Raw genomic sequence first — 21,617 nt, 5'->3', positions numbered from 1 at the left:
ACAAGAATGGACTACCTTGACCGGCTCCCGCTTCTTCTGGACCCGATTCCCGATTTTCACGCCGCCGGGCTGCCGTCCGGCGCGGAGCCCGAATTGTGGCTCGCCGAACACCCCGGTCCGGCCGGGAACCTGCTGCGCAGGTCCCTTTCCGCCGGGGTCCGGACTCTCTGCGCGCCGACGCTCTGTGCGAATCGCTTCTGTCTGCCGCACCGCGACATTCCAGGGCTGAACCGGCAGCTTGTCAAAATTGCGAAAGACGCCGCCGGAACCGTGGGAATTCCCGTCGGCGGAGCGGTAGGCCCCAGCGGCCTTTTCGTCCCGCCGCACGGCGAAGCCGACTTCGACGACATCTACGACGGCTACCGGGAACAGATCCGGTCTCTGGACGAAGCCGGCGCCGATTTTCTTCTTCTGGACGGTCTGCACTCCCTTTCGGACCTGCGGGCCGCCCTGCTCGCCGCACGCACAACCGGGCTTCCCGTCATCGTGCTGATCTCCGTCGACTCCGACGGTCGGACGATGACCGGCGGAAGCCTTCTGCCGGCGCTGATCACCCTGCAGGCCATGGGAGCGGACGCGGTGGGCCTCAGCTGCGCCGCGGAACCGGAGCTGGCGGAGGAGTTCCGGCGGGCACGGCAGCACGCCGCAGTCCCGTTCGCCGTCCGGCTGAGACCCGACGATCTGACCCCGGTGGAACTGGCCGGAGCCGCCGTTCCGTTTCTGGAGGCCGGCGTGAGAATTCTGGGCACGGGCATCGGCGCCGGACCGGAGCATGTGAAAGCCCTGGCGGAGGTCATGAAAAAGTTCGGCCCTCCGGTTCTGCCGGAAGAGCCGGACTGCGATGCCGCAGCCATTGAGCAGGAAGCTTTTTTCCTCGGCGACGATATTGTTCTCAGCGAACCGATCCGCTGCACAAGTTCTCTCGCCGACGACCTGATCGATCTGGACGACGAGCAGGTCACCGCCGCGCTGGTCGACGTGACCGGGATGGATGACGCGGCTCTGCTCGGCGAGGCCGGGGGCATGACCAGGCTGCCGATCGCGGTCCACGCCGACAGCCCGACCGTCCTGGACGCCGCCCTGCGGTATTTTCAAGGGCGGCTGATCATTGACTCCAACTGCCAAATCGAGCGGGAAACTCTCGAACCGCTGGCGGCAAAATACGGCGCAATTCTTTACTGATCGTCAGCAGCGTACCGCTGCACCTTCGTCCCGCCATCCGGCTCCGGAGCGAAACCGCAGACGCGAACCATGCTTAAAGCGAATGAGGAAAAGGATCATCCCGGCTGTCGGCCATGTCCGTTTCAGCCGCGTCCCGCCCGGAGGGTTGCAGGGATGTCCCGTCCGAATGCTCCGGACGCATCCAGTCGTCCCAGTTTAAAAAGCCGAGGCAAAGCGAAGCAATCCCAAAAAAGCAGGCGACGACCCCGGTGGTCAACGCCCAGTTTGTGATTCCAAACGGCCCGATGACCATGGAGATCATCGCGAGGACAAGCCCGATATCAAAAAACAGCATGGCGAGTCTTTCATTGCTCATTTTTCAGTTCCTCCAGTCTGTTGGACAATTCGGCAAACTGCCCGATGGAAAGCTGTTCCGCCCTCGCGCTCGGCGCAACGGCGGCGCGCTCAAGCGCTGTGAGTATTTCGCTTTTTTCGAGTCCAAGCCCGGATGAAATGGAGTTTAAAACCGTTTTGCGCCGTTTGCCGAACGCCGCGCGCACAAGCGCAAAAAATGCTTTTTCATTTTTGACCCTGACGGAAGGCTCCGGAAGCACGTCCAGCCGGATGACCGCCGAATCCACATTCGGCTGCGGATAGAACGAGGTCCGCGGCACCTCGAACAGGATCTTCGGCCTTGCGTAATAGCTGACCGCGACGCTCACCGCTCCGCAGTCCCTGCTGCCCGGCGGCGCGCACAGGCGCCGCGCCGCCTCCTTCTGCACCATGAGGGTCAAGGAAGCGACCGGCAGCCGCTCCTCCAGAAAGCGCATCAAAACAGGCGACGTGATGTAATACGGCAGATTTGCGCAAACCGCGGTTTCCATTCCGCCGAATTTCTCTTTCAGCAGCCCCGCAAGATCCAGCTTCAGGACATCTCCGGGGACGACTTCCACATTCCGGCAGGAGTCCAGCGTTTCCCCGAGGACGGGCAGCAGGCTTTCGTCCAGTTCCACCGCGACGACCCTGCCGGCCCGCTCGGAAAGCTCCTTGGTCAGCACGCCGAACCCAGGGCCGATTTCCAGCACTCCCTTTGACTCGTCCGCGCCGCATGCAAGCGCCATGCGCGGGCAGACGGAGGGGTCGGTCAGAAAATTCTGCCCCAGGGATTTAGAAAAGCGGAAGCCATGCCGTTTCAAGACGGCCCGGATGGTTGCAAGGTCCGTCAGTTCCATGATTGTCGATCCTCCAATTGCTTTTTTCAGGCGTTGCCGTTACCCGCCTGATTCGATAAAATGCATTCCCGTGACTGATTGGGAGGTTTATTTGATGAAACGCACCGACAAGGCAAATTACTATCTTGATATCGCGGAAACCGTTCTGGAACGGGGAACCTGCCTGAGGCGCAACTTTGGAGCAATTATCGTCAAGAACGACGAGATTGTTTCCACCGGATACACCGGCGCGCCGCGCGGACGGAAGAACTGCATCGACCTCGGCGTCTGCGTAAGGGAATCGCTGAAAGTCCCGCGCGGCGAACGCTATGAGCTCTGCCGTTCCGTCCACGCGGAAATGAACGCGATCATCAGCGCGCCGCGCAGGGACATGATCGGCGCCACGCTGTACCTGGTCGGCCGGGAGGCCGGTTCCGGTTCCTACGTGCCTGACCCGGCCCCCTGCTCGCTGTGCAAGCGGATGATCATCAATGCGGGTATCACCCGGATCGTCGCAAGAAACAATCCCACTGATTTTACCGTGACGGACGTCCAGGACTGGGTGGAAAAAGACGAATCTCTCTCAGGTAAATTCGGATACTGAAGCAAGACAAAACCGGGCCCGCGCCGCATTCAAAAGGCGCCGGGCTCTCTTTTTTGCCCTGCGGCGCCTGATCTTATTTTCTGAACGGGGGCATCTGTGCCAGCTCGGAATACATTCTGCTGTAAACGTCCGGCCTAAAGTCCGTCTCCCCCGCCCCGTTTTCCTGCACGAGGAACCGTGTCGCGAGGCTGAGATCGATCGTAGCGGTGTACATTGCCTCCTCGTCGCAGCCGTCTTCATAAAATGGGATTCCCGCATAGTAATGCGGCTCTCTTTTGTTTCTGGAAGGACCGACGATACTGCTTCCTCCCCAGAACCAGTTCGTCAGGTCCGGCCCGCCAAGATTCGATGAGGCGATGAAGATTCCATTCACCACGGAACCAACCTCCAGCGAAGCCTTTGCCAGATAACGTCCATGGCAGTGGGCGTGGGCCGTGCAGTTGACGACCAGTCTTGCTCCCTTTGCAACATAATAGCGCATCAGTTCCGGAAAGTAATAAGAATCGTAGCAGATGGAAACACCGACCGGACCCCAGGGCGTTTCCACCAGCACCGGCTTTTCGCCCCGCAGGGCCCAGTTCGGTTCCGGCGGCGGGAGATGCATTTTTCGATAGACGGCGCACAGCCCCTCCGGTGAAAAAACCGCCATGGAGTTGTAAAGTCCCTCCGGCGCGCATTCCGGCATTCCAAGGAATGCGTAGATTCCATATCGCTTTGTCAGCTCCGCGATTTCGTCCGTTGCCGGTCCCGGAATCGTTTCCGCCAGACGAGCCTGCATTTTTTGGTCGATCGGTGTCTCCGGCACGTCGTCATACCCCGTCAGCGCCATCTCCGGCAGAACGATCAGATCGGAGCCGCGCTTGCCTGCGCACTCGATATACCCCTTGATCCGATTCAAATTGCGAACTTTGTCTCCCCACGCCGCGTTCATCGTAACAACGGATACGGTCAGCACGTCACGGTTCATTTTGGTTCCCTCCCGTTCCCGGCTCCGCCTGTTTTCCTCTCCTTTTCGCCGAACGCGCGGTCTGCCGCCTCCCGTGCAAGGTCGATCAGAATTCTTTCGCCGCCTTCCCCGTCCTGTTTGGGACGGACCGGAATCTCCGAAAAGACTTCCCCGACTCTGGACCGCATCCAAAGGCCCGGAATGATCCTCATTGAATACCCGCATCCCGGCTCGGACATCCAGTCGTAGAATTTCGCCCGCGGCAGACCGTAGGCGGCGAGAATGGACATGACCACCCCGCCGTGCGTGACAATCACCGTGGAGGTTGTCCCGGAGCGCATCAGGTCCTCTACAATCTTCTCAAACGCCGCGCAGACCCGCTGCGCAAAAGCGGAGCCATCCTCCCCGTTCGGCGGCGTGACCGGCTCTCCGTCCCCGGCGATCCACCTGCGGAAACGGCCGTCCTCCCCGGCAATTTCTCCGGCTGTCTTTCCTTCCCAGTCGCCGAAGTCACACTCCCGCAGACCGGAAATCAGAGTCGGTTTGGCTTCCGGATATAAAATGCCCATGGTTTCCGTGCAGCGGCGCATCGGGCTGCAAAGATACACCTGAGCCGTCGGATAGGAATGCTTTTTCCCCAGCGCGTGCAAATGTTCCGCGCCCCCCGGGGAAAGCGCGAGGTCCGTCGAGCCGATATAACGGCCCTGTTCGTTGCCTTCTGTCGTCCCGTGACGGATGAAATGAACGGTGTAGGATTTCATAAAATACTCCTTTGGAACTTTCCAGCCGCGTTCGCCCAAGATACGGAACGGTTCGTCCGGCCTGGCACGATATCTAGCGGCTTTACAAAATGTTATATCTATTGTATACTTTACTTTGCGTTTATTAAACAGGATTCGACAGGGGATAATCAAATGAACAACAATTTTGCAAGAATTATCACCTTGCTTCGCAAGGAACGCGGCTACAGCCAGAAAAAGGCCGCCGGGGACCTCGGCGTTTCCCAGGCGCTGCTCTCCCATTATGAAAAGGGAATCCGGGAATGCGGCCTCGATTTTGTCGTTCGCGCGGCCGACTACTACAACGTATCCTGCGACTATCTGCTGGGCCGGACTCCGCACCGCAGCGGCGCTACGATCTCGGTGGAAGATATTCCCGAACCGGACGCGGCGGGCAAGGAGAACACCATGCGCGGAAGCCTGCTGCCCGTTTTGAATAAAAAGCTGATCGCCAATTCTCTGAACGTCATTTTCGGCATTCTTCAGAAATGTGGAAACAAGGCGCTGACAACGGAAATCTCCGCTTTTCTCAGCCTTTCCGTATACAAAATTTTCCGCATGCTTTATTCCGCCAATTCCAAGAATCCCCAGGGGCTTTTCTCCGTCCCTCTGAAACTCAGCTCCGGCCGCTCCGCCGCGGCGCAGCAGATCTCTCTTTCCAACGCGGAATGCCTGATTTCAGGAGACAGGGTCGAATCCATGGAGGGCGTCGACAAGAACGCGCTGCCCTCCCTTTCCCCCGAAAAACTGTCTATGGAATACCCGCTGTTCGCCTCTTCGCTCTTCAACCTGATCCAGAACTCAGAACTGCGGATGGGAGTAAAAAAGCAGTCTAAATAAGATTATAACACGGCAAGAGCCGTTTGCAAATGAAAAAAAGTCAGATTAGGAATCGAATCGGCCGGAGTGGGTTACACTCCGGCCGATTCGATTTCCGGCGCTTTTCTCAGGACAGCAGACCCATGCTGTACTTCCAGGCAAGAATGCGCCGCACGGATTCGTCCAGCCGCTCCGCGCTGACCGTTCCGTTCTCCACAGCCGCGTACAGAGCGTTGAAGCTGTCTTTGAAATCCGGTGTCAGCAGGAGGTCGTTTCCCGCCCCAAAAGCGGCCACAGCCGCATTCTTCCCGTTTAGGAAGTCGGCGACTCCTTTCATGGAGAGATCGTCCGTCATCACGACGCCGGAAAAGCCGAGCGTGTCTCTCAGAATCCGGTGGACCTGCGGCGAAAGCGACGCGGGATTCGTGGAATCCATGCACTCGACGATATTGTGGGAGACCATCACGCAGGGGGCGCCCGCCTGAATCCCGGCCTGGAACGGGAGGAAATCATACTGCTGGAAGGTCTGATAGCCGCGCTTGTCCCTCGCGACTCCGGTGTGGGTGTCCGCGTTGTTGCCATACCCCGGAAAGTGCTTGAGCGCACAGGAAAGGCTCTGCTCCCCGTAAGCCTTGACCGAAGCGGTGACAAATTCCGCCGTCTGTTCCGCGCTCCGGCCGAACGACCGCGCGTATATAAAGTCGGAAGGGTTGACGGAAACGTCACAGACCGGCGCCAGATTCATGTTCAGGCCCAAAGATTTCATCATCTGAGCCTTTTTAACGGTATCCTGCGCGATCCCATTCATGCCGCCCTGACGGAAGACATCCTGCGGAGAACGGAACTTCTGCGCGGAAAGAGCGGGATATTTGCTGATGCGCACGACCGTTCCGCCCTCTTCGTCACAGCACAGGATCATTTTGATTTTGCTGGAGTTCTGGTAGGAAGCGAGCGTTTTACGGACCTGACCGGCGGTTTTCCCCTCAAAGTCCCTGGCGGTCAGGCAATATCCGCACGGCTGGTAATCGTCGATTGTTTTGACCGCCGCGGTCGCGGGGCAGGTAAGCAGAAACACCTGCCCCACCTTTTCCCTCGTCGTCATCCTGTCAAGGCGTCGCTGCGCCGCTGCGCCGTAACCTTCAAACAGTCCCTCCACCGGCTTGTAGGCTTCCGGCCCGGACGAGGAAGACAGCACTGCGGAAATTTGCGGGGACTCCGGTGACAAATCGGCATAAGAACTGGACGCCGCGATCTCTCCGGCCGGGGGAAACATTTGGTCCAGGACTTTGTCGGCGATCCGGTAAAATCCGAACGCCGCGGCGCCCGCACAAAGAAAAAGCAGCAGAAAAAGAGCGGTTTTCTTCAGCATGCCGCGGTTATTTTTCGGTGGACCCCCCATTGCTTTCCCCTCCCGCCGCTGGATAAATCAGCCGTTTTTCAACAGACTGCGGTACAGCCGGATATATTCATTCGCGGAGTGGCCCCAGCTGTAATCGCATTCCATCCCTCGGCGCACCAGGATCTCCCAGCCTTCGCGGTTCCTGTACCCCTGAACCGCGCGGCCTAAGGCATGGAGCATGTCTTCCCCGTCGTAATTCTGAAAGGTAAAGCCGTTGCCCTCCCCGTCTCCGCTGTCGGTGACGGAATCCTTCAGGCCGCCGGTCTCCCTGACCACCGGAACCGACCCGTAACGCAGCGCGATCATCTGGGAAAGGCCGCAGGGCTCGCTCCTGGACGGCATCAGGAAAATGTCGCTCGCCGCGTAGATCTTGTGGGAAAGTTCCGGCACAAAGCCAAAGCAGGCGCACACACGGCCGGAGAAACGCCCCTGGAGCTCCCGGAAAAACGTTTCGTACTCCCAGTCGCCGGAGCCGAGAATGACAAACTGGCAGTCCGTTGAATTCAGCAGACTGTCCAACGAGTCGCGGACCAGGTCCAACCCCTTGTGGGAGACCATGCGGGTCACCATCCCAATCAGCGGCGTCTCCCCTGAAACCGCAAGATTCAGCCGCTTTTGCAGTTCCGTCTTGTTTTCCGCTTTGCCCGACGGATCGCCCGCCGAATAATTCGAATAGATGTCCGGGTCCGTCTCCGGATTGTAAACCGCGGTGTCGATCCCGTTCAGTATGCCGGAGAGCTTCCACTTGCGCTCCCTCAGGATACTGTCCAGCCCATGGGAATACCACGGGTCGAGGATTTCCGAGGCGTAGGTCGGGCTGACGGTCGTCACGCGGTTGGCGCATTCAATGGCGCCTTTGAGGAAATTGACGCATTCGCCGAACTGGAGAACCGGCAGACTGCTCTTCGGCAGGCCGAGGACATCCTCCAGCAGCTCTTCTCCGTATTTTCCCTGATACTGGATATTGTGGATGGTCAGAACCGTTTTGATCCCCCGGAACCAGTCGGCGTCCGCGTAAAACGTGCTGTAATAAACCGGAACCAGAGCCGTCTGCCAGTCGTTCACGTGAATGACATCCGGCTTAAAATCGAGATACGGCAGCATCTCCAGCACGGCGCGGGAAAAAAACGCGAAGCGCTCCGCGTCGTCAAAGTGCCCGTAAAGGCCGTGCCGCTTGAAATAATACTGGTTGTCGATCAGGTAAAAGATCACGCCTCCGACATGCGTTTCAAAAACGCCACAGTATTGTCTCCTCCAAGCGACCGGCACGGACAGGCTGGTGAGAAATTTCATACCGTCGCGAAGTTCTTTCGGAACGTCCTCATACAGAGGCATCACCACGCGGCAGCCGATCAGGCGGAGCCTCAGCGCCTGCGGCAGCGAACCGGCGACCTCCGCCAGCCCGCCCGTCGAAGCAAACGGGATTGCTTCGCTCGTACAGTACAGTACCTTCATTGAAATACCCCCTTGCGTGAAATCGTGACTCTGAAAGCGTCACACGACGCTGCCCTTGCTGATAAAAATCGGGTAGGACTCGAATCCGAGCAGAGAGCGGTCATTCTGAATCAGGACATCTTTGTCCGTAATGACATATTTCAGCCTGCATCCCGGACGAATCCGTGCATCCTGAAGGATCACGCAGTTCTCCACAACGGCGCCCTTGCCGACCCGCACGCCCCGGAAGAGAACGCTGTCGCGCACCTCGCCGTCGATGACGCAGCCGTCGGCAATCAGGGAATTGGAGACTTCGGACCCAAGGCCGTACCTCGCCGGCATGTCGTCGCGCACCTTGGTGTAAACCGGGCGGTCCGGGTTGAAAAGCTGCGCCCGGACATCCGGCTGCATCAGTTCCATATTGGCCGCAAAATAGGAGACGGGCGAGCAGATCATCTGCGCATATCCCCGGAATGCATAGGAATACATCCGCAGCGAGCCGAGATTCCTCTGAAGCAGGTCCCGTTTGAAGCTGTACAGATTCCGGCTGACGCAGTCGTCCACCAGGCGGATCAGGAGCTCGCGCCCGAGCAGGATCATTCCCATTCCGTAACAGCATTCCCCGTCCGTGCGCGGGCCGATCAGAAGGTCGACGACGCGGCCTTCCGGATCGGCCGTAAGGACGACGGGCTCGGCGGTCTTCTGAGGCAGTGGCCCAAAGCGGCAGACCATCGTGATGTCGGCGTCCTTCTGGAGATGGAGGGAAACCACGTCGGAATAGTCGATATTACAGATCACGTCGCAGTCGGAAATCAGGACCAGGTCCTCTTTGGAATTAGTCAGGAATCTCTTGATGGAAGCCAGCGATTCGATCCTGTTGTTGGCCATGCGCGTGTCTTCGAACGGCGGCAGGATATACAGGCCCTCCCTCTTCCGGGAAAGGTCCCACGCCTTTCCCGAACCGAGATGGTCCATCAGGGACTGGTAGTTGCTTTTGGTGATGACGCCGACCTTGTTGATCCCGGAATTAACCATGTTGGAGAGGGGAAAGTCGATCATGCGGTACCTCCCCCCAAACGGCACGGAGCCCATGGTGCGGAGCTCGGTCAGGTCGCGGAGCTGCTCTTCGTGAATGTTGGAAAAAATCAGGCCAAGCACATTATTTCCGCGCATTCTTTCCCGCCTCCTCCGTGAATGTCTCGGGGTCGACCATAGCCTTCGGCGCAATCACGGCGCCCGGCGGAATAGCGCACCCGTTGCCGACGACTGCAACGCCCCATTCGTCCTTATCGACGATATCTTCCGGTCGGACCCCGATCCTGGCCCCGCGGCCGATCACGCAGTCTTCTGCGACAATGGCATACTGAACGACGGCCCCCTCCTCCACGCGGGTGTTCGGCATGATGATCGAGTCGCGGACCACCGCGCCCGGAGCGATCGTAACACCGGAAAAAAGGACGGCGAAGTCGATCTCCCCATAGACGCTTCCGCCTTCCGCCACAAGCGAGTTCTGCACGCGGGCGCCCTTCGCGATATAGTGGGGCGGCATGACGGGGTTGCGGGTGTAGATCTTCCAGCTTTCCTCGTTCAGGTCCAGCGGGATGTTCGGGTCCAGCAGATCCATGTTGGACTCCCAAAGGCTTTCGATGGTCCCGACATCCTTCCAGTACCCTTCGAACCGGTAGGCAAAGATGCGTTCGCCCGCGCCGAGCATGGCGGGCAGCACGTCCTTTCCGAAATCATTCGAAGATTTCGGGTCCGCTTCGTCCGCTTCCAGGTAATTTCTGAGCTTGCCCCAGTTGAACACATAAATGCCCATGGAAGCCTGATTGCTCTTCGGATTCTTCGGCTTTTCGTCGAATTCATAGACGGAGCCGTCCGGGTTCGTATTGAGAATGCCGAACCGGGAAGCCTCCTCCATGGGAACTTCTATCGTGGCGATCGTGCAGTCCGCTTCTTTCTCTTTGTGGAAGGCGATCATCCGGGAATAATCCATTTTGTAGATGTGATCGCCGGAAAGGACCACCACATAATCGGGATGGTAGCGCTCGATAAACGGAATATTCTGATAGATCGCGTTTGCGGTCCCTTTATACCAGTCGGACCTGCGGCTGCGCTGGAACGGCGGAAGCACATGGACTCCCGCGTTCATGCTGTCCAGATCCCACGGCTGCCCGCTGCCTATGTATTCGTTCAGGATCATCGGCTGGTACTGCGTCAGAACGCCGACGGTCTCGATCCCGGAATTGACGCAGTTGGACAAGGGAAAATCGATGATCCGGTATTTCCCTCCGTATGGAACGGCGGGTTTCGCCAGATTCCTTGTCAGCACTCCAAGCCTGCTTCCCTGGCCGCCCGCCAGCAGCATGGCCACAACCTGTTGCTTCGGCAACATGTCAGTTCTCCTCCTTGATTCCGGCCGTAGACCCGCCGGTTTTCCGATTTCCCCCGCTCTCAAGCGGACCGGATGAGCCGCTTGAGGATTTCGCTCTGCGCCGCTTGCATTTCAGATAAATGACGGAAAGCGGCGGCAGCGTCAGGCTGATCGACTGCTCGCAGCCGTGCATCGGCGTTTTCACGCTCCTGATGGAGGAACCGTTGCTGATGCCGCTGCCTCCGTACTTGAGCGCGTCGGAGGAAAACACTTCCTCGTAAACGCCGGGAACCGGTGCGCCGATGCAGTAATCGTCCCGCCGGACCGGCTGAAAATTGCAGACCGCAATCAGTTCCTTTCCCGATTTGTCGATCCTGCGGAACGCGATCACGCTCTGCGTGTAGTCGTCATTGGAAATCCACGAAAAACCCTCCCAGGAAAAATCTATTTCCCAAAGGGCGGGCGTATTCAGATAAAAATGGTTCAGATCCCGAAAAAAATTCTGCTGCCTGCGGTGCTGCTCGTAATCCAGCAGCACCCAGTCCAACTGCTGCTTATAGTTCCACTCAATGAACTGGCTGAACTCGGTCCCCATGAAAATCAGCTTTTTGCCGGGGTGCGCCATCATGTAGCACAGGAACGCCCGCACTCCCGCGAATTTCTGTTCATAGGACCCGGGCATCTTCTCAATCAGAGACTTTTTCCCATGCACGACTTCGTCGTGGGAAACAGGGAGAATAAAGTTCTCCGAAAAAGCGTAGAAAAAAGAGAATGTGAGATTATCATGATTGAAAGGGCGGTAAACCGGATCCAGCGTGAGGTAGTGCAGCATGTCGTTCATCCAGCCCATGTTCCATTTGTAGTTGAAGCCGAGGCCTCCGGAGTAGGTCGGCCTGGATACCATCGGCCACGCGGTCGATTCCTCCGCAATCATCATCACGCTGGGAAACAGGGCGAATACGACTTCATTCAGCTTTTGCAGGAATGCGACGGCCTCCAGATTTTCCCTTCCTCCGTTTTGGTTCGGGATCCATTCCCCCTCTTTCCGGCTGTAGTCCAGATAAAGCATTGACGCGACCGCGTCCACCCGGATGCCGTCTACATGATATTTCTCCAGCCAGAAAACCGCGCTCGAAATCAGGAAACTGACGACCTCCCTGCGGCCATAGTCAAAGACAAGAGTCCCCCAATCCTTATGTTCTCCCTTTCGGGGATCCGCATATTCATAACAGGGCGTCCCGTCGAACCGCGCCAGCCCGAATTCATCCTTCGGGAAATGGCCGGGAACCCAGTCAAGGATCACCCCGATGCCGGCCTCGTGGCATTTTTCCACAAAGCTCATGAACTGCTTCGGCTCTCCGTACCGGCAGGTCGGAGCAAAATACCCGGTCACCTGATATCCCCACGAACCTTCAAAGGGATACTCGGTCACCGGCATAAGCTCCACATGCGTGTAGCCCATATTCTTCAGGTAAGGCACCAGCTTGTCCGCCAGCTCGTCATAGGAAAGGACCCCGCCCGCAGCGTTTCTCTTCCAGGAGCCCGGATGGATTTCATAGACATTGACGGGCTGTTCGTAATGCGGTTTTGCCGTTTTGTGCCGCATCCATGCGCCGTCTTTCCATGGAAATCCCTCGATATCGTAATATTTGGAAGCTTTGCCTTCCCCGGACTCGAAATGATACGCATAGGGATCGCTTTTGTAAAGCTTCCGGCCGTCCGATGTGACAATGCAGAACTTATAGGAATCGAACCGATTCCACACCCCGGTCAGGAAGCACTCCCACACTCCCCCGCCGACAGGCTCCATCGGATCGTGCCCGGACTGCCAGCGGTCGAAATCACCGACAATGGAGACTTCCATCGCATTCGGCGCCCAAACGCGGCACAGCATCCCTTTCCGGCCGCCGCGGCTGGACTGATGCACCCCCATGTAATCAAAAACTCTGAAGTTTGTCCCTTCCAGGAACCCAGTCAGAGACGGGTCCATGCCTTCCTGCATCTTTGTCTTCTGCATGGTGCTTGGCCCCCTTTACTTTTGTCTTTATCATAACACAATCCGGAAAAATATCAAGTTGCATTTGGTAATTATTAAAGTTATTTTTATATATTTTTTTATTTTTTTGTTTGTTTTGTTATAAAATTCCCTGATTATTTTTTGTAACAGCGAATCTGTTTTTATCTTAGCACAGTCCGCCTGTCGATTTCTGTTTGATCCCCGCTTTTCTCTCCGCCACATTTTACTTTTCATGCTCCAGCCGCCAAAGCATCGGCTTTTTCAGACTGCCCTCAAAGAACTATTTTTACGCTGTTTTTGATATAGACAAAAAGACTGCCTTAGACAGCCATCTTCTGCTGCCTAAGGCGATACTGCTCTGTATACGCTTCAAATATAAAATCGTATCCAAAATTGGAACCACCTATTTTCCGCATTCCATACTATTCGTCAACCGCCGGTCCGAGCCTGAAGAAACAGGAGCTCCGTGTCCGCAGACAGGGAATACGGCTCCTCCCCGCAGAGCGGTACGGCATCGCCGGCCCGCAGCCTCCGTTCCGTTTCACCGCATACCAATCTTCCGCTTCCTGAAAGAACCGTCCAGACTTCGCCCAGCCCTTCCCGGCATTTGGGTCCGAATTTCTGTCCTGCATGCACTCGAACCCGGCGAACCAGGTAACCGTTTTCTCCGGGTCGGTAGTCCAGCACCACAGCGGCTCCCCAGTAACTCTCTTCCAGTCCGGGCCGGGGCGGCAGGTTGGAAACAATCTGCTTGAGACGCGAACTGTGGTTTTTGTCCGTCACCAGAATCCCGTCATAGCTTGCGACCACCATCTGATCTTTCAGGCCGAGCGCCACCACGGGGATTTGCGTTTCGTTGACGACCCGCGCCCCGCTGCAGGAGGAATCGATGAAACACTCTCCCCGCGCAGGCTGTTCCATGATTTCAGCGAAGGCGCCCCATGTGCCGAGGTCCTTCCACATACCGTCGAACGGCACCGCCACAAGATCCTTTGATTTTTCCAAAATCTCATAATCGAAGCTGACGGCGGGCAGCTTTTCGTATACCCGGTACAACTCGTCGTAATCCCCGGGCAGACCCAATCCGGCGAGCTTTTTCAGGACCGTTCCTATCTTCAGGCAGAACACGCCGCAGTTCCAGAGCGCCCCCCGCGCAATCAGATCCCGGGCCTGTTCCTCCCCCGGTTTTTCCTGAAAACACCGTACACGGAAATACCCGTCCCCATACAGCAGCGGGACGATATAGCCGTATTTGCCGGAGGGGGAGGAGGGCCTTACGCCCATCAGCACAATGGAAGCGCCGCTGCTTTCCAGCACGGACGGCAGGAGTTTCAGGGACTCGAAAAACGCCTGCTCCGCATATGGGTCGACTGGCAAAATGCAGGCGATGTCGTCGTCTTTCGCGTGCAGCCTGCTTTTCAGGTACGCGCAGGAAAGAGCCACCGCAGGAAAGGTGTCGCGCCCCTCCGGCTCCTCCGAAATCCGGACGCCGCCAAGCTGTTTGCGGAGAAGCTCTTTCTGCGTTCTGTCCGCGCAAACGATACAGTTCCCTGCAAGATTTGCCTTTTCAAGCTGGGCCCATACGCGCTGGACCATCGAACAGGGTTCGCCGGTCCGGCTGTCTTTCAGAAACATCAAATATTGTTTGGACCGCATAGGACCGGAAATGGGCCACAGCCTTTTCCCGGAACCGCCGGAAAGCAGGACGGTATACATCATCTCTCCCCTATCTGTTCTCATATTCGGGTCTCATCATCTAAAATGGTTCGGGCCCTTTTTCCCCTTTTCCTGTTCCTCTGCCGGTGCATCCGGAAGGTCCGGCAAGCGGTCCGCAGGGGGAGCTGACACGTCCTCCGCGGACGAATCCTTCTCAATGCTCTTGCGCATTTTCTCCGCATTTTTCTGAAACCGCTTTTTATTTCTGGACAGCCGGATCAAAAGGATCAGGCAGATCACGACAAGCAGAAGGATAACGGCCATGGCCCAGAGTGGGATCCCGGTCCACTTTTCGACCAGATATTTCGCCCGCTCCCAGGAAAGCGGGACCCCTGAGGACACGCCCGTATCGGCACCAAGCGGGTAGCTCGTTACTTCGCCGTCCGCATTGACTACGCTGATCTCATCAGAAAGCTGACCGGAAAGCGTTTTGTCACTCAAAAATGCGATCAGGTTTTTCTGCATGGATTTGTCATATGTGACAACATAAATTTTCTTGTAAAAGTTCCAGGGGGAGCGGATTACCTGGATCAAAGTCTTGTTCTGAAGCGTTTCCGGGGTAATGGGCAGATCTTTGGAGATTCGGAACGTGTCTCCCCCTTCGGGCGCCACGCCCAGTGCCGAGGAGACCTCCTGAGGCAGTTTCAGCTGATCGTAGGAACCGACGAGAATCATATTTTTCTTCCGATCCTGGTCGGTCAGCTTGTCGAAAGAATCACTTACCGAAAAATTGAATACGTTTCCGCTGTTCTGTCCGGCTTTTCCGGAGAGCAGGCTCATGAGAGAAAGCATTTCCGTATTGGAATATCCCGGCGCAATCATCATGATTCCCGTTGCGTCATCCGTTGTAAACATGCTGAAGGTCGGGAAATTGGCAAGCGTCGGCGCAACACCGTTGTTGCCAGGTTCAAAATAGACCTCGCTGGCCTTGTCGATCACCGTCCAGGCCGTGTCGTACCAATCCTTTGAACAGTCGATCTTCCCGAGGTAGTTGTAGACGTCGATTTTCAAGCTGATTGCTTCCTGCTGCAGCACATCGTCCGGAATCTTGATCTTGATCGAGCCTCCGTCCGCATTTGAGCTGTTGAGTCTGGCGCTGCCGTAGGCCACGTCGTTCAGGTAGACCGTCAGCAACGACGCATCGGTGGAAAGAGCCTTTGAATGGCGGAATTTCACGTTGACATAAGAGGCCGTTCCGCTTTTCACCCCGCTTGGCTGCGTCAGCGTCAAAGTCGTACTCTGATGGAACGCCCCGGCCAGATTGATGTCGCTGTAGCCGAAATCTTTCAGCGTATAGTAGCCGGTGTCGTTCGGTTTGAGCTGCACGGAGGAATTCGGAATCTCCGATTTGACAACCAGGCTTTTTGCATCAATCCTGTTGAGATAAGCGGAACCCGAGAAAAAATCCGCTGCTTTCTGCAGTCCGGTCTCACTTCGCCCGGTAATCAGCGCGCTGTTTCCTTTGACCGAAAGAAAGCCCTCCTCCTCGGCAAGCGCGCCCGGCAGAGTCAGATTCCCGTTCCCCGTCCAATTCTGCACCAGGCCGAGATAGATTTTATTACGGATCGACGAGTCGGACGGAGATAATTCCGACACCTTGAAATTCAGAAGATTTTTCCACCGGCTGTTTGCACCGATCGCGGAAGAAACCTTGAGCATCTTTGAAATCACGGCAGCATCCGGGGACCGCGGAAGAATGAATTCGTTCTGAATGCCGTTGCTGTCGTCCAGATTGTCGTAGAAATAAGAGTAGAGATTCCCGAGGGACGGTTCCGCATAGCTCCCGACGGCAAGATGTAAGTAGGAGTCCGGGTCGAATCTTACCCAGTTCGAAGGATTGTCGATGTCCGCGCAGTCGCCCTCAATGGAGCGCTGCGTCGTGGTAATCGTCAGATCGTTGGCGCTGCCGTCCGTCTTCAGCAGGCTGACGGGCACATTTACCTTCCACCATGCGGTCTGGTTTTTCACGACGTCATAAATCCATTTTGTCTCAAGCGTTGTACCGTTGACCGCCAGAGAGATACTGGAACGGTTATCGATCAGCGTGGTGGAAATCGTGACGTCAAGATTCAGCGAACAGCCGTCTTTTAACGACGTCCCCTTCGGAATGCTAAACCAGAAGGAAGCCGTGTTTTTCGGCATGCTCAGGTGTACGGTTTGTGCAAAGAGTTGAACATCGACATAGTCGCTGTTCAGACGATTCAGTTTTCCCTCGGCAACAAGCTGATCCGCTTTCCGTTTTGCAGCGTCCGCAGCCGTAGTCAGGCGTTCCTGCTCCTGTTTCTGAGCCGCCGCCTGCCGGTCCGCCTCGGACATGGAAGAAGCCGATTTCAGTGGCTCCTGGGACGCCGCAAAAACATCCTGCGCGGGCCCGGCGGCCAGAACCGAAAACAACAGAAATAGAGCAACCAGGATTTTAACGTGAGACCTCTTCTTCACTATTTTGCGCACCTTTCAACTCCTCCAGACTTTCAGTAACTTGTTGTTCCGACCAGCGTTCCACCCTGAATCGGCCGCCTTTCCGCGCTCTTGTCAGGAGTGAAACCAGCTGCCCGATATATTCCAGCGTGACCTTCAGTGATATTTTCGACGTTCCGCTGTTCCGTTTCTGAAACACATACGGAATTTCTATGATTTTTTCACAGGGGCAAACTGCGGCGACTTCCGCCAGGATCTTCCAGCCAATCGGCTTCAACCCCGCCCCTTCCAGCAGCGGCCTTCTTACCATGAACAGCCCGCCGGTCGGGTCCGAAAGCGGGCGGAGCCTGGCGACCATGACCTTTCCCATCCATGCCGCCGTCGAGGAGACAAACTTTCGAGAGCCCTTAAGCCCAGGGTCCCCTCCGCCGGGTATCCGCCTGCTGGGCAGGCAGAGATCGGCGCCGTGAAGCATGGCACAGTACATGCTCCGCAGCATTGTGGGAGGGTGTTGCAGATCGGCGTCCATCACGGCGACAAAATCGCCCTCGGCCAGTTCGAATCCCCGCAGCACGGCGGAAGAAAGGCCGCTTTGTCCCTCCCTGTGTTCCATTCGCACGGGCGCCCGGCTCCGCATCGCCTCTTTTTGGATGATTTCGGGTGTACCGTCCGTGCTGTCATCTACAAAAATAACTTCAAAAGAAATACCCTCGAGCGCTTTGGAGATCTCACTCAGCAACGGAGCGATATTCTCCGCCTCATTGCGGACCGGCACAACAACGGAAATCCGCACGCTTTTTTCTCCCCTTTCCCCTCTTTTCAAAAATCCTCAAGCTGCCTCAGCCGGAATCCATCGTTTCTTCCTCGTCGTCCAGCCCGTGAACCGTCTTTTCCCAATAAAAGGGTTTCTTCAGCAGCTGGAACAGCGCCTTGTACGCCGCTACGCTCATCAGGACCCAGTAAGCCGGTGTCAAGAGGGCATATTTAATCAGCGCGTAGGAAAAGATCGGCTTGTTTTTCAGGTTGCAGTCCCGAATCACAGAATACATGCCGATCAGATTAATGTAGGTAAACATGAAATTGCCGAACAGGAGCTGAATCATGGCGATATAATAGAGAAATCCGGGAAACAGGTACTGAATCCACCAGGCTTTCGTTGCGAACCAGAGGATCATCATCAGCCAAAGGAGCGGATTGATGAGCGGAAGCGCGGGGGTGCCGAGAACCATCGCGTGATATCCGATGTAGCCCCTCAGCCCGAGGTCTCGGTACAGTTTGACCGGATGCCGCATATGCACAAGCCAGGTCTGCATATATCCCTTGATCCACCGGGAACGCTGCCGGATCCAGCCTCTGACGGTGGAATTCGCCTCCTCCCACGTGCGGGAGTCCAGAACCACCGTCTTGTACCGGAATTTGAACAGCCTTACCCCGAGGTCCGCGTCCTCCGTGACATTGAAAGGGTCCCAGCCCCCTACCTCACGCAGAAAGCTCATTTTGAAATGATTCGAGGTGCCGCCGAGCGGAACCGGAATGTCCATTGACATGACGCCGACCAGAAGGTTTTCAAACCACATGCTGTATTCCTGTGTAAAAAGCCTTGTCAGAAAGTTTTGCTCGCTGTTGTAATAGTTTAGTTTTGCCTGTACGCACACAAATTCCTGCGGCAGCGTCTGAAAGGACAGAAACACCTTTTTCAGCTGATCGGGTTCCGGCCGGTCCTCCGCATCGTAGATGACGACATACTCGCCGCGCGCCTGCAAAAGCCCGTAATTACAGGCCTTCGGCTTTGTCTGCGGCTGAGATTTCGGCACTATGATCGGAACAAAATCAATCGGCAGACGGCCGGATTTCAGAAGCGAGGAAACGGCTTCGATGGTCTCCTGGTCGTCCTCTTCCAGCAGAATCCGCACATCCAGCTTGTATTTCGGATAATCCATTCCCGCGATGTGCCTGAGCAGAGTCTCGATCACCGCAGCTTCGTGATAGACGGGAACCAGGATGGTGTAGACCGGCAGTTCCTTTTCATCGATCCCGGCAACCTCTTCGTCCGAAAACCGAAGCTGGTATTCTTCATCTTCCCCCTTCAGGACAAGATACAGTTTGAGAAACGTCATAACGGCATATACGATCTGGACTACCAGATTGACAATAAACAGAGTGGAAAGCCAATCCACAATAAAGCCCGTCAATATGAGGATGCCGACTGCAATCAGAACGATCAGCTGAGGCGTGCTGAACGTCACAATGGCGGAATTTTCCGGCTGTGTGTCATAAAGGTCGAAAATGCTTTTATGGCGCTGGACTTTTTGAAAATGCTGTTGCCACCAACGATTCATTTCCTCCGGCGTCGCCAGAACCTGTTCCACCGGCTTGCCCAGATATTCCTCGATCGCCCGGACCGCCTTGTCGTCCAGGCGGTTCCTCACGGCGAGAAGATCCCTGTCGTCCCGTTCGGAAACAACGATCGCCTGATATCGGTTCGCCATCGCATAGGGCAGGTTTTTCCCCTTTTCTACCTCCACCTCTTCCCCGACACGGCCAAGCTCGAACTGCTTGGCGAGCTCCCGGCAGAGAGTTTCCTGATCGATCGCATGCAGAAACAGCAGAATTTCGCCAAGCTGTCCGCCGCTCTTCTGCTGCATCTCGATCGCCCTGTCCAGTTGTTCCTGCGTCAGGACTCCGTCACGCAGCAGGATTTCGCCCAGCCTCCCCTTGCTGCGGCTGTGCCCCCGCAGCGTCTGCTCCAGCTCTTTCTCCGTCAGAAAGCCGAGATGCACACAGATGCTCCCGATCCTTCCGCCGTACTGTTTCTGGTATTCCAGCGCCTGCCTCAGCTGCTCCCGGTCGATCCTGCCGTCCTGAATCAGCAGCTCTCCCAACTTTGAAAACTGGTTCTGGTAAATAAAATCGGAAAGCTGATAAGGAGAAAGATATCCGTACCGGACCAGGCAGTCGCCAATCAGCCCACCGTCACGCTGCTGCATGGCGACGGCTTCCTCAAGCTGTTTTTCCGTAATGTAGCCGGCCTCAAGAAGTTTTTCCCCGAGCCGCTTTTCTGTTTTCTCCATCGTTTTCCTTTCCGCTATCCGGTGATGCGAAAGAGTTTAAAATCTCCAAAGTCCTTTTCTTCCGCACACCAGTCCGCACCGTTCACGTAAAGGCCCGGGTAAGCAAGATTGATCGCGTCATTGTTGCTGATCCCCATCGGATTGGGAATCAGCAGATAATTGATGCCGTTACCGACCGGGTCGGCGACACATTGTTTGAAATTGAGGCTGCTGCTGACAACAAGATTGTCAAAATGATCGACGTTCATGGCGACATTATAGGTAGTAAAGACATCGGTGAGTACAATTTTGTCCGGCAGGTGATTATTAATGTAATCCGCAACCTGAAGGTTTTCCTGAAACGCGCTCGCGCCGCCCTCTTGGTCCGCAATCACGTAGTCCGACATTACAATTTGCACCAGAAAGACGGAAACAATAAGGGAGACAGGTATTAGGACCTTAAAAAAATTCAGCATTACGTTTTTTGTCCGTATTACGGGCGAGGAAAGAGCCGGTGTCCGGAAATGAGCAGGCTCAGACTCTTGATACGTCGACAGTTCATAGGGCAGCCAGGCGATGCAGATGGGAAGGCTATAACAAAAGAAGCGCAGCCAACCGAACGAGGAGCCCCGCCAGTACAACAGGATATGAAAACCGAGAAGTGACAGCACAAGGGCAAGAAGGCAGAGAAAATCGGCCTTGAATAAGCTCTTGCGGACGATGCGCATAAGAACAATTGCAAAAAACGGCGGAAGAAACGGTATGGCGCGGCGGGAAATATAGCTCACCAGCACCGGAAGGGAACTTGCCCCGTCGGCGAAAGCGCTTTGCCCGGAATTCGAGTAATTGGAGTTCAGAAAATAGAAGGGATTCCCCGTTATGACCCAGCAGAGCAAAATCCAGACAATTCCTGCATAAACGGCCGGAGTATACAGCATGACCAGCGTTCCCTCAATATAACGATACCGCTCCCTTTTCCGGTTTCCGGCAGACCAGTATTTTTTCTCCTTCGGGTTATACAGGATGTTCAGAACCACGCAGAAACCAATTCCCATAGCAAACGGTATCGTCTCATAGCGGGTAAGGAAGCCCCCGACAAGGCCGAAAGCTATTTTTACAATGTAACTGGAACTCCCTTCCCGAAACCATAAGATCAAATTGCAGATACAGTAAATAATAAAGAAGAAAAACATGGCCTCGCTCATGCCATTCGCTCCGTAGCGAAAAATATAAGGATGCAAAGCAAAAAAAAGCGCGATAAGGAATGAATAAAATTTGGAAATACAAAATCTTGAAAAAGTTTTGAGAAGGACTCCCACAGAAAGGGCGGAAAACAGAGCGGTGATGATACTCCCGGAAATCCCGCGGGAAATCAGTGGCTTCCATAGCGGAGACAAGGCGACCAACGGAAGCTCCATCAGACTCGGGAGCGGATTCCAGATCAGCCCGATGGAGCTCAGCCGAACCGGTTTTACGGCAAGGACATAATAGGCGTTGGCCACCCGGCTGATTGCGTCTCCGGGCATCATTTCCTGCACGATTCCGATATAGAGCCCGTAAAGAACTTCTGCCGCAAACAGGGCAATGGCAACACACACGATCGTTTTCCGGCTCAGATGATCCGGCTTCATGTGTTTTGGCAAAGCCACTGACATTTTATATCCCTCCAGAAACGTACCTGCCGGATCA

At 55.8% G+C, this 21,617-nt stretch carries 17 protein-coding genes; 3 read left to right on the top strand and 14 right to left on the bottom strand.

The genetic code is table 11. The features are described 5' to 3' along the window. The first annotated feature begins 6 nt into the window (after nt 1-6). Nucleotides 7-1,182, top strand: a complete 1,176-nt coding sequence (locus VA597_RS06230) for a homocysteine S-methyltransferase family protein (protein WP_128741944.1) — start codon at nt 7-9, stop codon at nt 1,180-1,182. A 73-nt stretch (nt 1,183-1,255) separates the two neighbouring features. Here VA597_RS06230 and VA597_RS06225 read toward each other — a convergent pair whose 3' ends face one another. Together VA597_RS06225 and rsmA are read right to left on the bottom strand one after the other, a co-directional pair. Further along, nucleotides 1,256-1,537 carry a hypothetical protein gene (locus tag VA597_RS06225; protein WP_128741943.1) on the bottom strand — a complete coding sequence of 94 codons (282 nt, stop codon included), beginning with the start codon at nt 1,535-1,537 and terminating at the stop codon, nt 1,256-1,258. Next, on the bottom strand, nt 1,527-2,393 hold the full coding sequence (gene rsmA / locus VA597_RS06220; protein ID WP_326975538.1) for a 16S rRNA (adenine(1518)-N(6)/adenine(1519)-N(6))-dimethyltransferase RsmA: 867 nt from the start codon (nt 2,391-2,393) through the stop codon (nt 1,527-1,529). The genes VA597_RS06225 and rsmA overlap by 11 nt, the downstream gene beginning before the upstream one ends. 94 nt (nt 2,394-2,487) lie before the next feature. Here rsmA and VA597_RS06215 point away from each other — a divergent pair, with 94 nt between their 5' ends. Next, nucleotides 2,488-2,976 carry a deoxycytidylate deaminase gene (locus VA597_RS06215; protein ID WP_128741941.1) on the top strand — a complete coding sequence of 163 codons (489 nt, stop codon included), beginning with the start codon at nt 2,488-2,490 and terminating at the stop codon, nt 2,974-2,976. A gap of 73 nt (nt 2,977-3,049) precedes the next feature. On the opposite strand, the gene VA597_RS06210 is transcribed toward VA597_RS06215, so the two are convergent. After that, nucleotides 3,050-3,943 (bottom strand): carbon-nitrogen hydrolase family protein, encoded by an 894-nt coding sequence (locus VA597_RS06210; protein ID WP_128741940.1) that lies wholly within the window; start codon nt 3,941-3,943, stop codon nt 3,050-3,052. After that, nucleotides 3,940-4,683: a histidine phosphatase family protein gene (locus VA597_RS06205; RefSeq protein WP_128741939.1), complete on the bottom strand. Its 744-nt coding sequence runs from the start codon at nt 4,681-4,683 to the stop codon at nt 3,940-3,942. Before VA597_RS06205 ends, VA597_RS06210 begins: the two co-directional genes overlap by 4 nt. A 153-nt stretch (nt 4,684-4,836) precedes the next feature. Here VA597_RS06205 and VA597_RS06200 point away from each other — a divergent pair, with 153 nt between their 5' ends. After that, nucleotides 4,837-5,541: a helix-turn-helix domain-containing protein gene (locus VA597_RS06200; RefSeq protein ID WP_326975537.1), complete on the top strand. Its 705-nt coding sequence runs from the start codon at nt 4,837-4,839 to the stop codon at nt 5,539-5,541. A 106-nt stretch (nt 5,542-5,647) separates the two neighbouring features. Here VA597_RS06200 and VA597_RS06195 read toward each other — a convergent pair whose 3' ends face one another. From VA597_RS06195 to VA597_RS06150, 10 genes are all read right to left on the bottom strand, one after another. Further along, nucleotides 5,648-6,919 carry a glycoside hydrolase family 3 protein gene (locus tag VA597_RS06195; protein WP_128741937.1) on the bottom strand — a complete coding sequence of 424 codons (1,272 nt, stop codon included), beginning with the start codon at nt 6,917-6,919 and terminating at the stop codon, nt 5,648-5,650. A gap of 27 nt (nt 6,920-6,946) precedes the next feature. Then, nucleotides 6,947-8,374, bottom strand: coding sequence for a glycogen synthase GlgA (gene glgA / locus VA597_RS06190; RefSeq protein WP_128741936.1), 1,428 nt, complete (start codon nt 8,372-8,374; stop codon nt 6,947-6,949). 39 nt (nt 8,375-8,413) lie between these two features. Beyond that, nucleotides 8,414-9,526 (bottom strand): glucose-1-phosphate adenylyltransferase subunit GlgD, encoded by a 1,113-nt coding sequence (gene glgD / locus VA597_RS06185; RefSeq protein ID WP_128741935.1) that lies wholly within the window; start codon nt 9,524-9,526, stop codon nt 8,414-8,416. Further along, on the bottom strand, nt 9,513-10,748 hold the full coding sequence (locus VA597_RS06180; RefSeq protein ID WP_128741934.1) for a glucose-1-phosphate adenylyltransferase: 1,236 nt from the start codon (nt 10,746-10,748) through the stop codon (nt 9,513-9,515). Before VA597_RS06180 ends, glgD begins: the two co-directional genes overlap by 14 nt. Before the next feature lies 1 nt (nt 10,749). Beyond that, complete coding sequence (gene glgB, locus VA597_RS06175) at nt 10,750-12,744, bottom strand: 1,4-alpha-glucan branching protein GlgB (RefSeq protein WP_128741933.1); 1,995 nt, start codon at nt 12,742-12,744, stop codon at nt 10,750-10,752. A gap of 429 nt (nt 12,745-13,173) precedes the next feature. Beyond that, on the bottom strand, nt 13,174-14,460 hold the full coding sequence (locus VA597_RS06170; protein WP_326975669.1) for a sugar phosphate nucleotidyltransferase: 1,287 nt from the start codon (nt 14,458-14,460) through the stop codon (nt 13,174-13,176). Between the two features lie 36 nt (nt 14,461-14,496). Beyond that, nucleotides 14,497-16,854, bottom strand: a complete 2,358-nt coding sequence (locus VA597_RS06165) for a cellulose biosynthesis cyclic di-GMP-binding regulatory protein BcsB (protein ID WP_326975536.1) — start codon at nt 16,852-16,854, stop codon at nt 14,497-14,499. Between the two features lie 22 nt (nt 16,855-16,876). Next, a complete protein-coding gene (locus VA597_RS06160; RefSeq protein WP_243112640.1) occupies nt 16,877-17,671 on the bottom strand; it encodes a polyprenol monophosphomannose synthase in 795 nt (264 codons plus the stop codon). A gap of 46 nt (nt 17,672-17,717) precedes the next feature. Continuing rightward, the gene (locus VA597_RS06155; protein ID WP_128741930.1) at nt 17,718-19,949 is read right to left on the bottom strand and encodes a glycosyltransferase family 2 protein; all 2,232 of its coding nucleotides are present in this window, start codon (nt 19,947-19,949) and stop codon (nt 17,718-17,720) included. A 14-nt stretch (nt 19,950-19,963) separates the two neighbouring features. Next, a complete protein-coding gene (locus tag VA597_RS06150) occupies nt 19,964-21,583 on the bottom strand; it encodes a hypothetical protein (RefSeq protein WP_128741929.1) in 1,620 nt (539 codons plus the stop codon). Between the last annotated feature and the right edge of the window lie 34 nt (nt 21,584-21,617).

Origin of the sequence: Caproicibacter sp. BJN0012 (assembly GCF_035986805.1) — a bacterium.
Taxonomy (GTDB): Bacteria; Bacillota; Clostridia; order Oscillospirales; family Acutalibacteraceae; genus Caproicibacter.
The sequence above is the reverse complement of the archived record's forward strand: the minus strand, read 5'-3'. Positions and strand labels throughout refer to the sequence as shown.

Bases quoted from the DNA above. Each gene is read 5' to 3' on its own strand.
- VA597_RS06155 (WP_128741930.1), bottom strand. From the start codon at position 19,949: ATGGAGAAAACAGAAAAGCGGCTCGGGGAAAAACTTCTTGAGGCCGGC.
- VA597_RS06200 (WP_326975537.1), top strand. From the start codon at position 4,837: ATGAACAACAATTTTGCAAGAATTATCACCTTGCTTCGCAAGGAACGC.
- VA597_RS06230 (WP_128741944.1), top strand. From the start codon at position 7: ATGGACTACCTTGACCGGCTCCCGCTTCTTCTGGACCCGATTCCCGAT.
- VA597_RS06180 (WP_128741934.1), bottom strand. From the start codon at position 10,748: ATGTTGCCGAAGCAACAGGTTGTGGCCATGCTGCTGGCGGGCGGCCAG.
- VA597_RS06170 (WP_326975669.1), bottom strand. From the start codon at position 14,460: ATGTATACCGTCCTGCTTTCCGGCGGTTCCGGGAAAAGGCTGTGGCCC.
- glgD (WP_128741935.1), bottom strand. From the start codon at position 9,526: ATGCGCGGAAATAATGTGCTTGGCCTGATTTTTTCCAACATTCACGAA.
- glgB (WP_128741933.1), bottom strand. From the start codon at position 12,744: ATGCAGAAGACAAAGATGCAGGAAGGCATGGACCCGTCTCTGACTGGG.
- VA597_RS06215 (WP_128741941.1), top strand. From the start codon at position 2,488: ATGAAACGCACCGACAAGGCAAATTACTATCTTGATATCGCGGAAACC.
- VA597_RS06210 (WP_128741940.1), bottom strand. From the start codon at position 3,943: ATGAACCGTGACGTGCTGACCGTATCCGTTGTTACGATGAACGCGGCG.
- VA597_RS06150 (WP_128741929.1), bottom strand. From the start codon at position 21,583: ATGTCAGTGGCTTTGCCAAAACACATGAAGCCGGATCATCTGAGCCGG.
- rsmA (WP_326975538.1), bottom strand. From the start codon at position 2,393: ATGGAACTGACGGACCTTGCAACCATCCGGGCCGTCTTGAAACGGCAT.
- VA597_RS06205 (WP_128741939.1), bottom strand. From the start codon at position 4,683: ATGAAATCCTACACCGTTCATTTCATCCGTCACGGGACGACAGAAGGC.
- glgA (WP_128741936.1), bottom strand. From the start codon at position 8,374: ATGAAGGTACTGTACTGTACGAGCGAAGCAATCCCGTTTGCTTCGACG.
- VA597_RS06195 (WP_128741937.1), bottom strand. From the start codon at position 6,919: ATGGGGGGTCCACCGAAAAATAACCGCGGCATGCTGAAGAAAACCGCT.
- VA597_RS06225 (WP_128741943.1), bottom strand. From the start codon at position 1,537: ATGAGCAATGAAAGACTCGCCATGCTGTTTTTTGATATCGGGCTTGTC.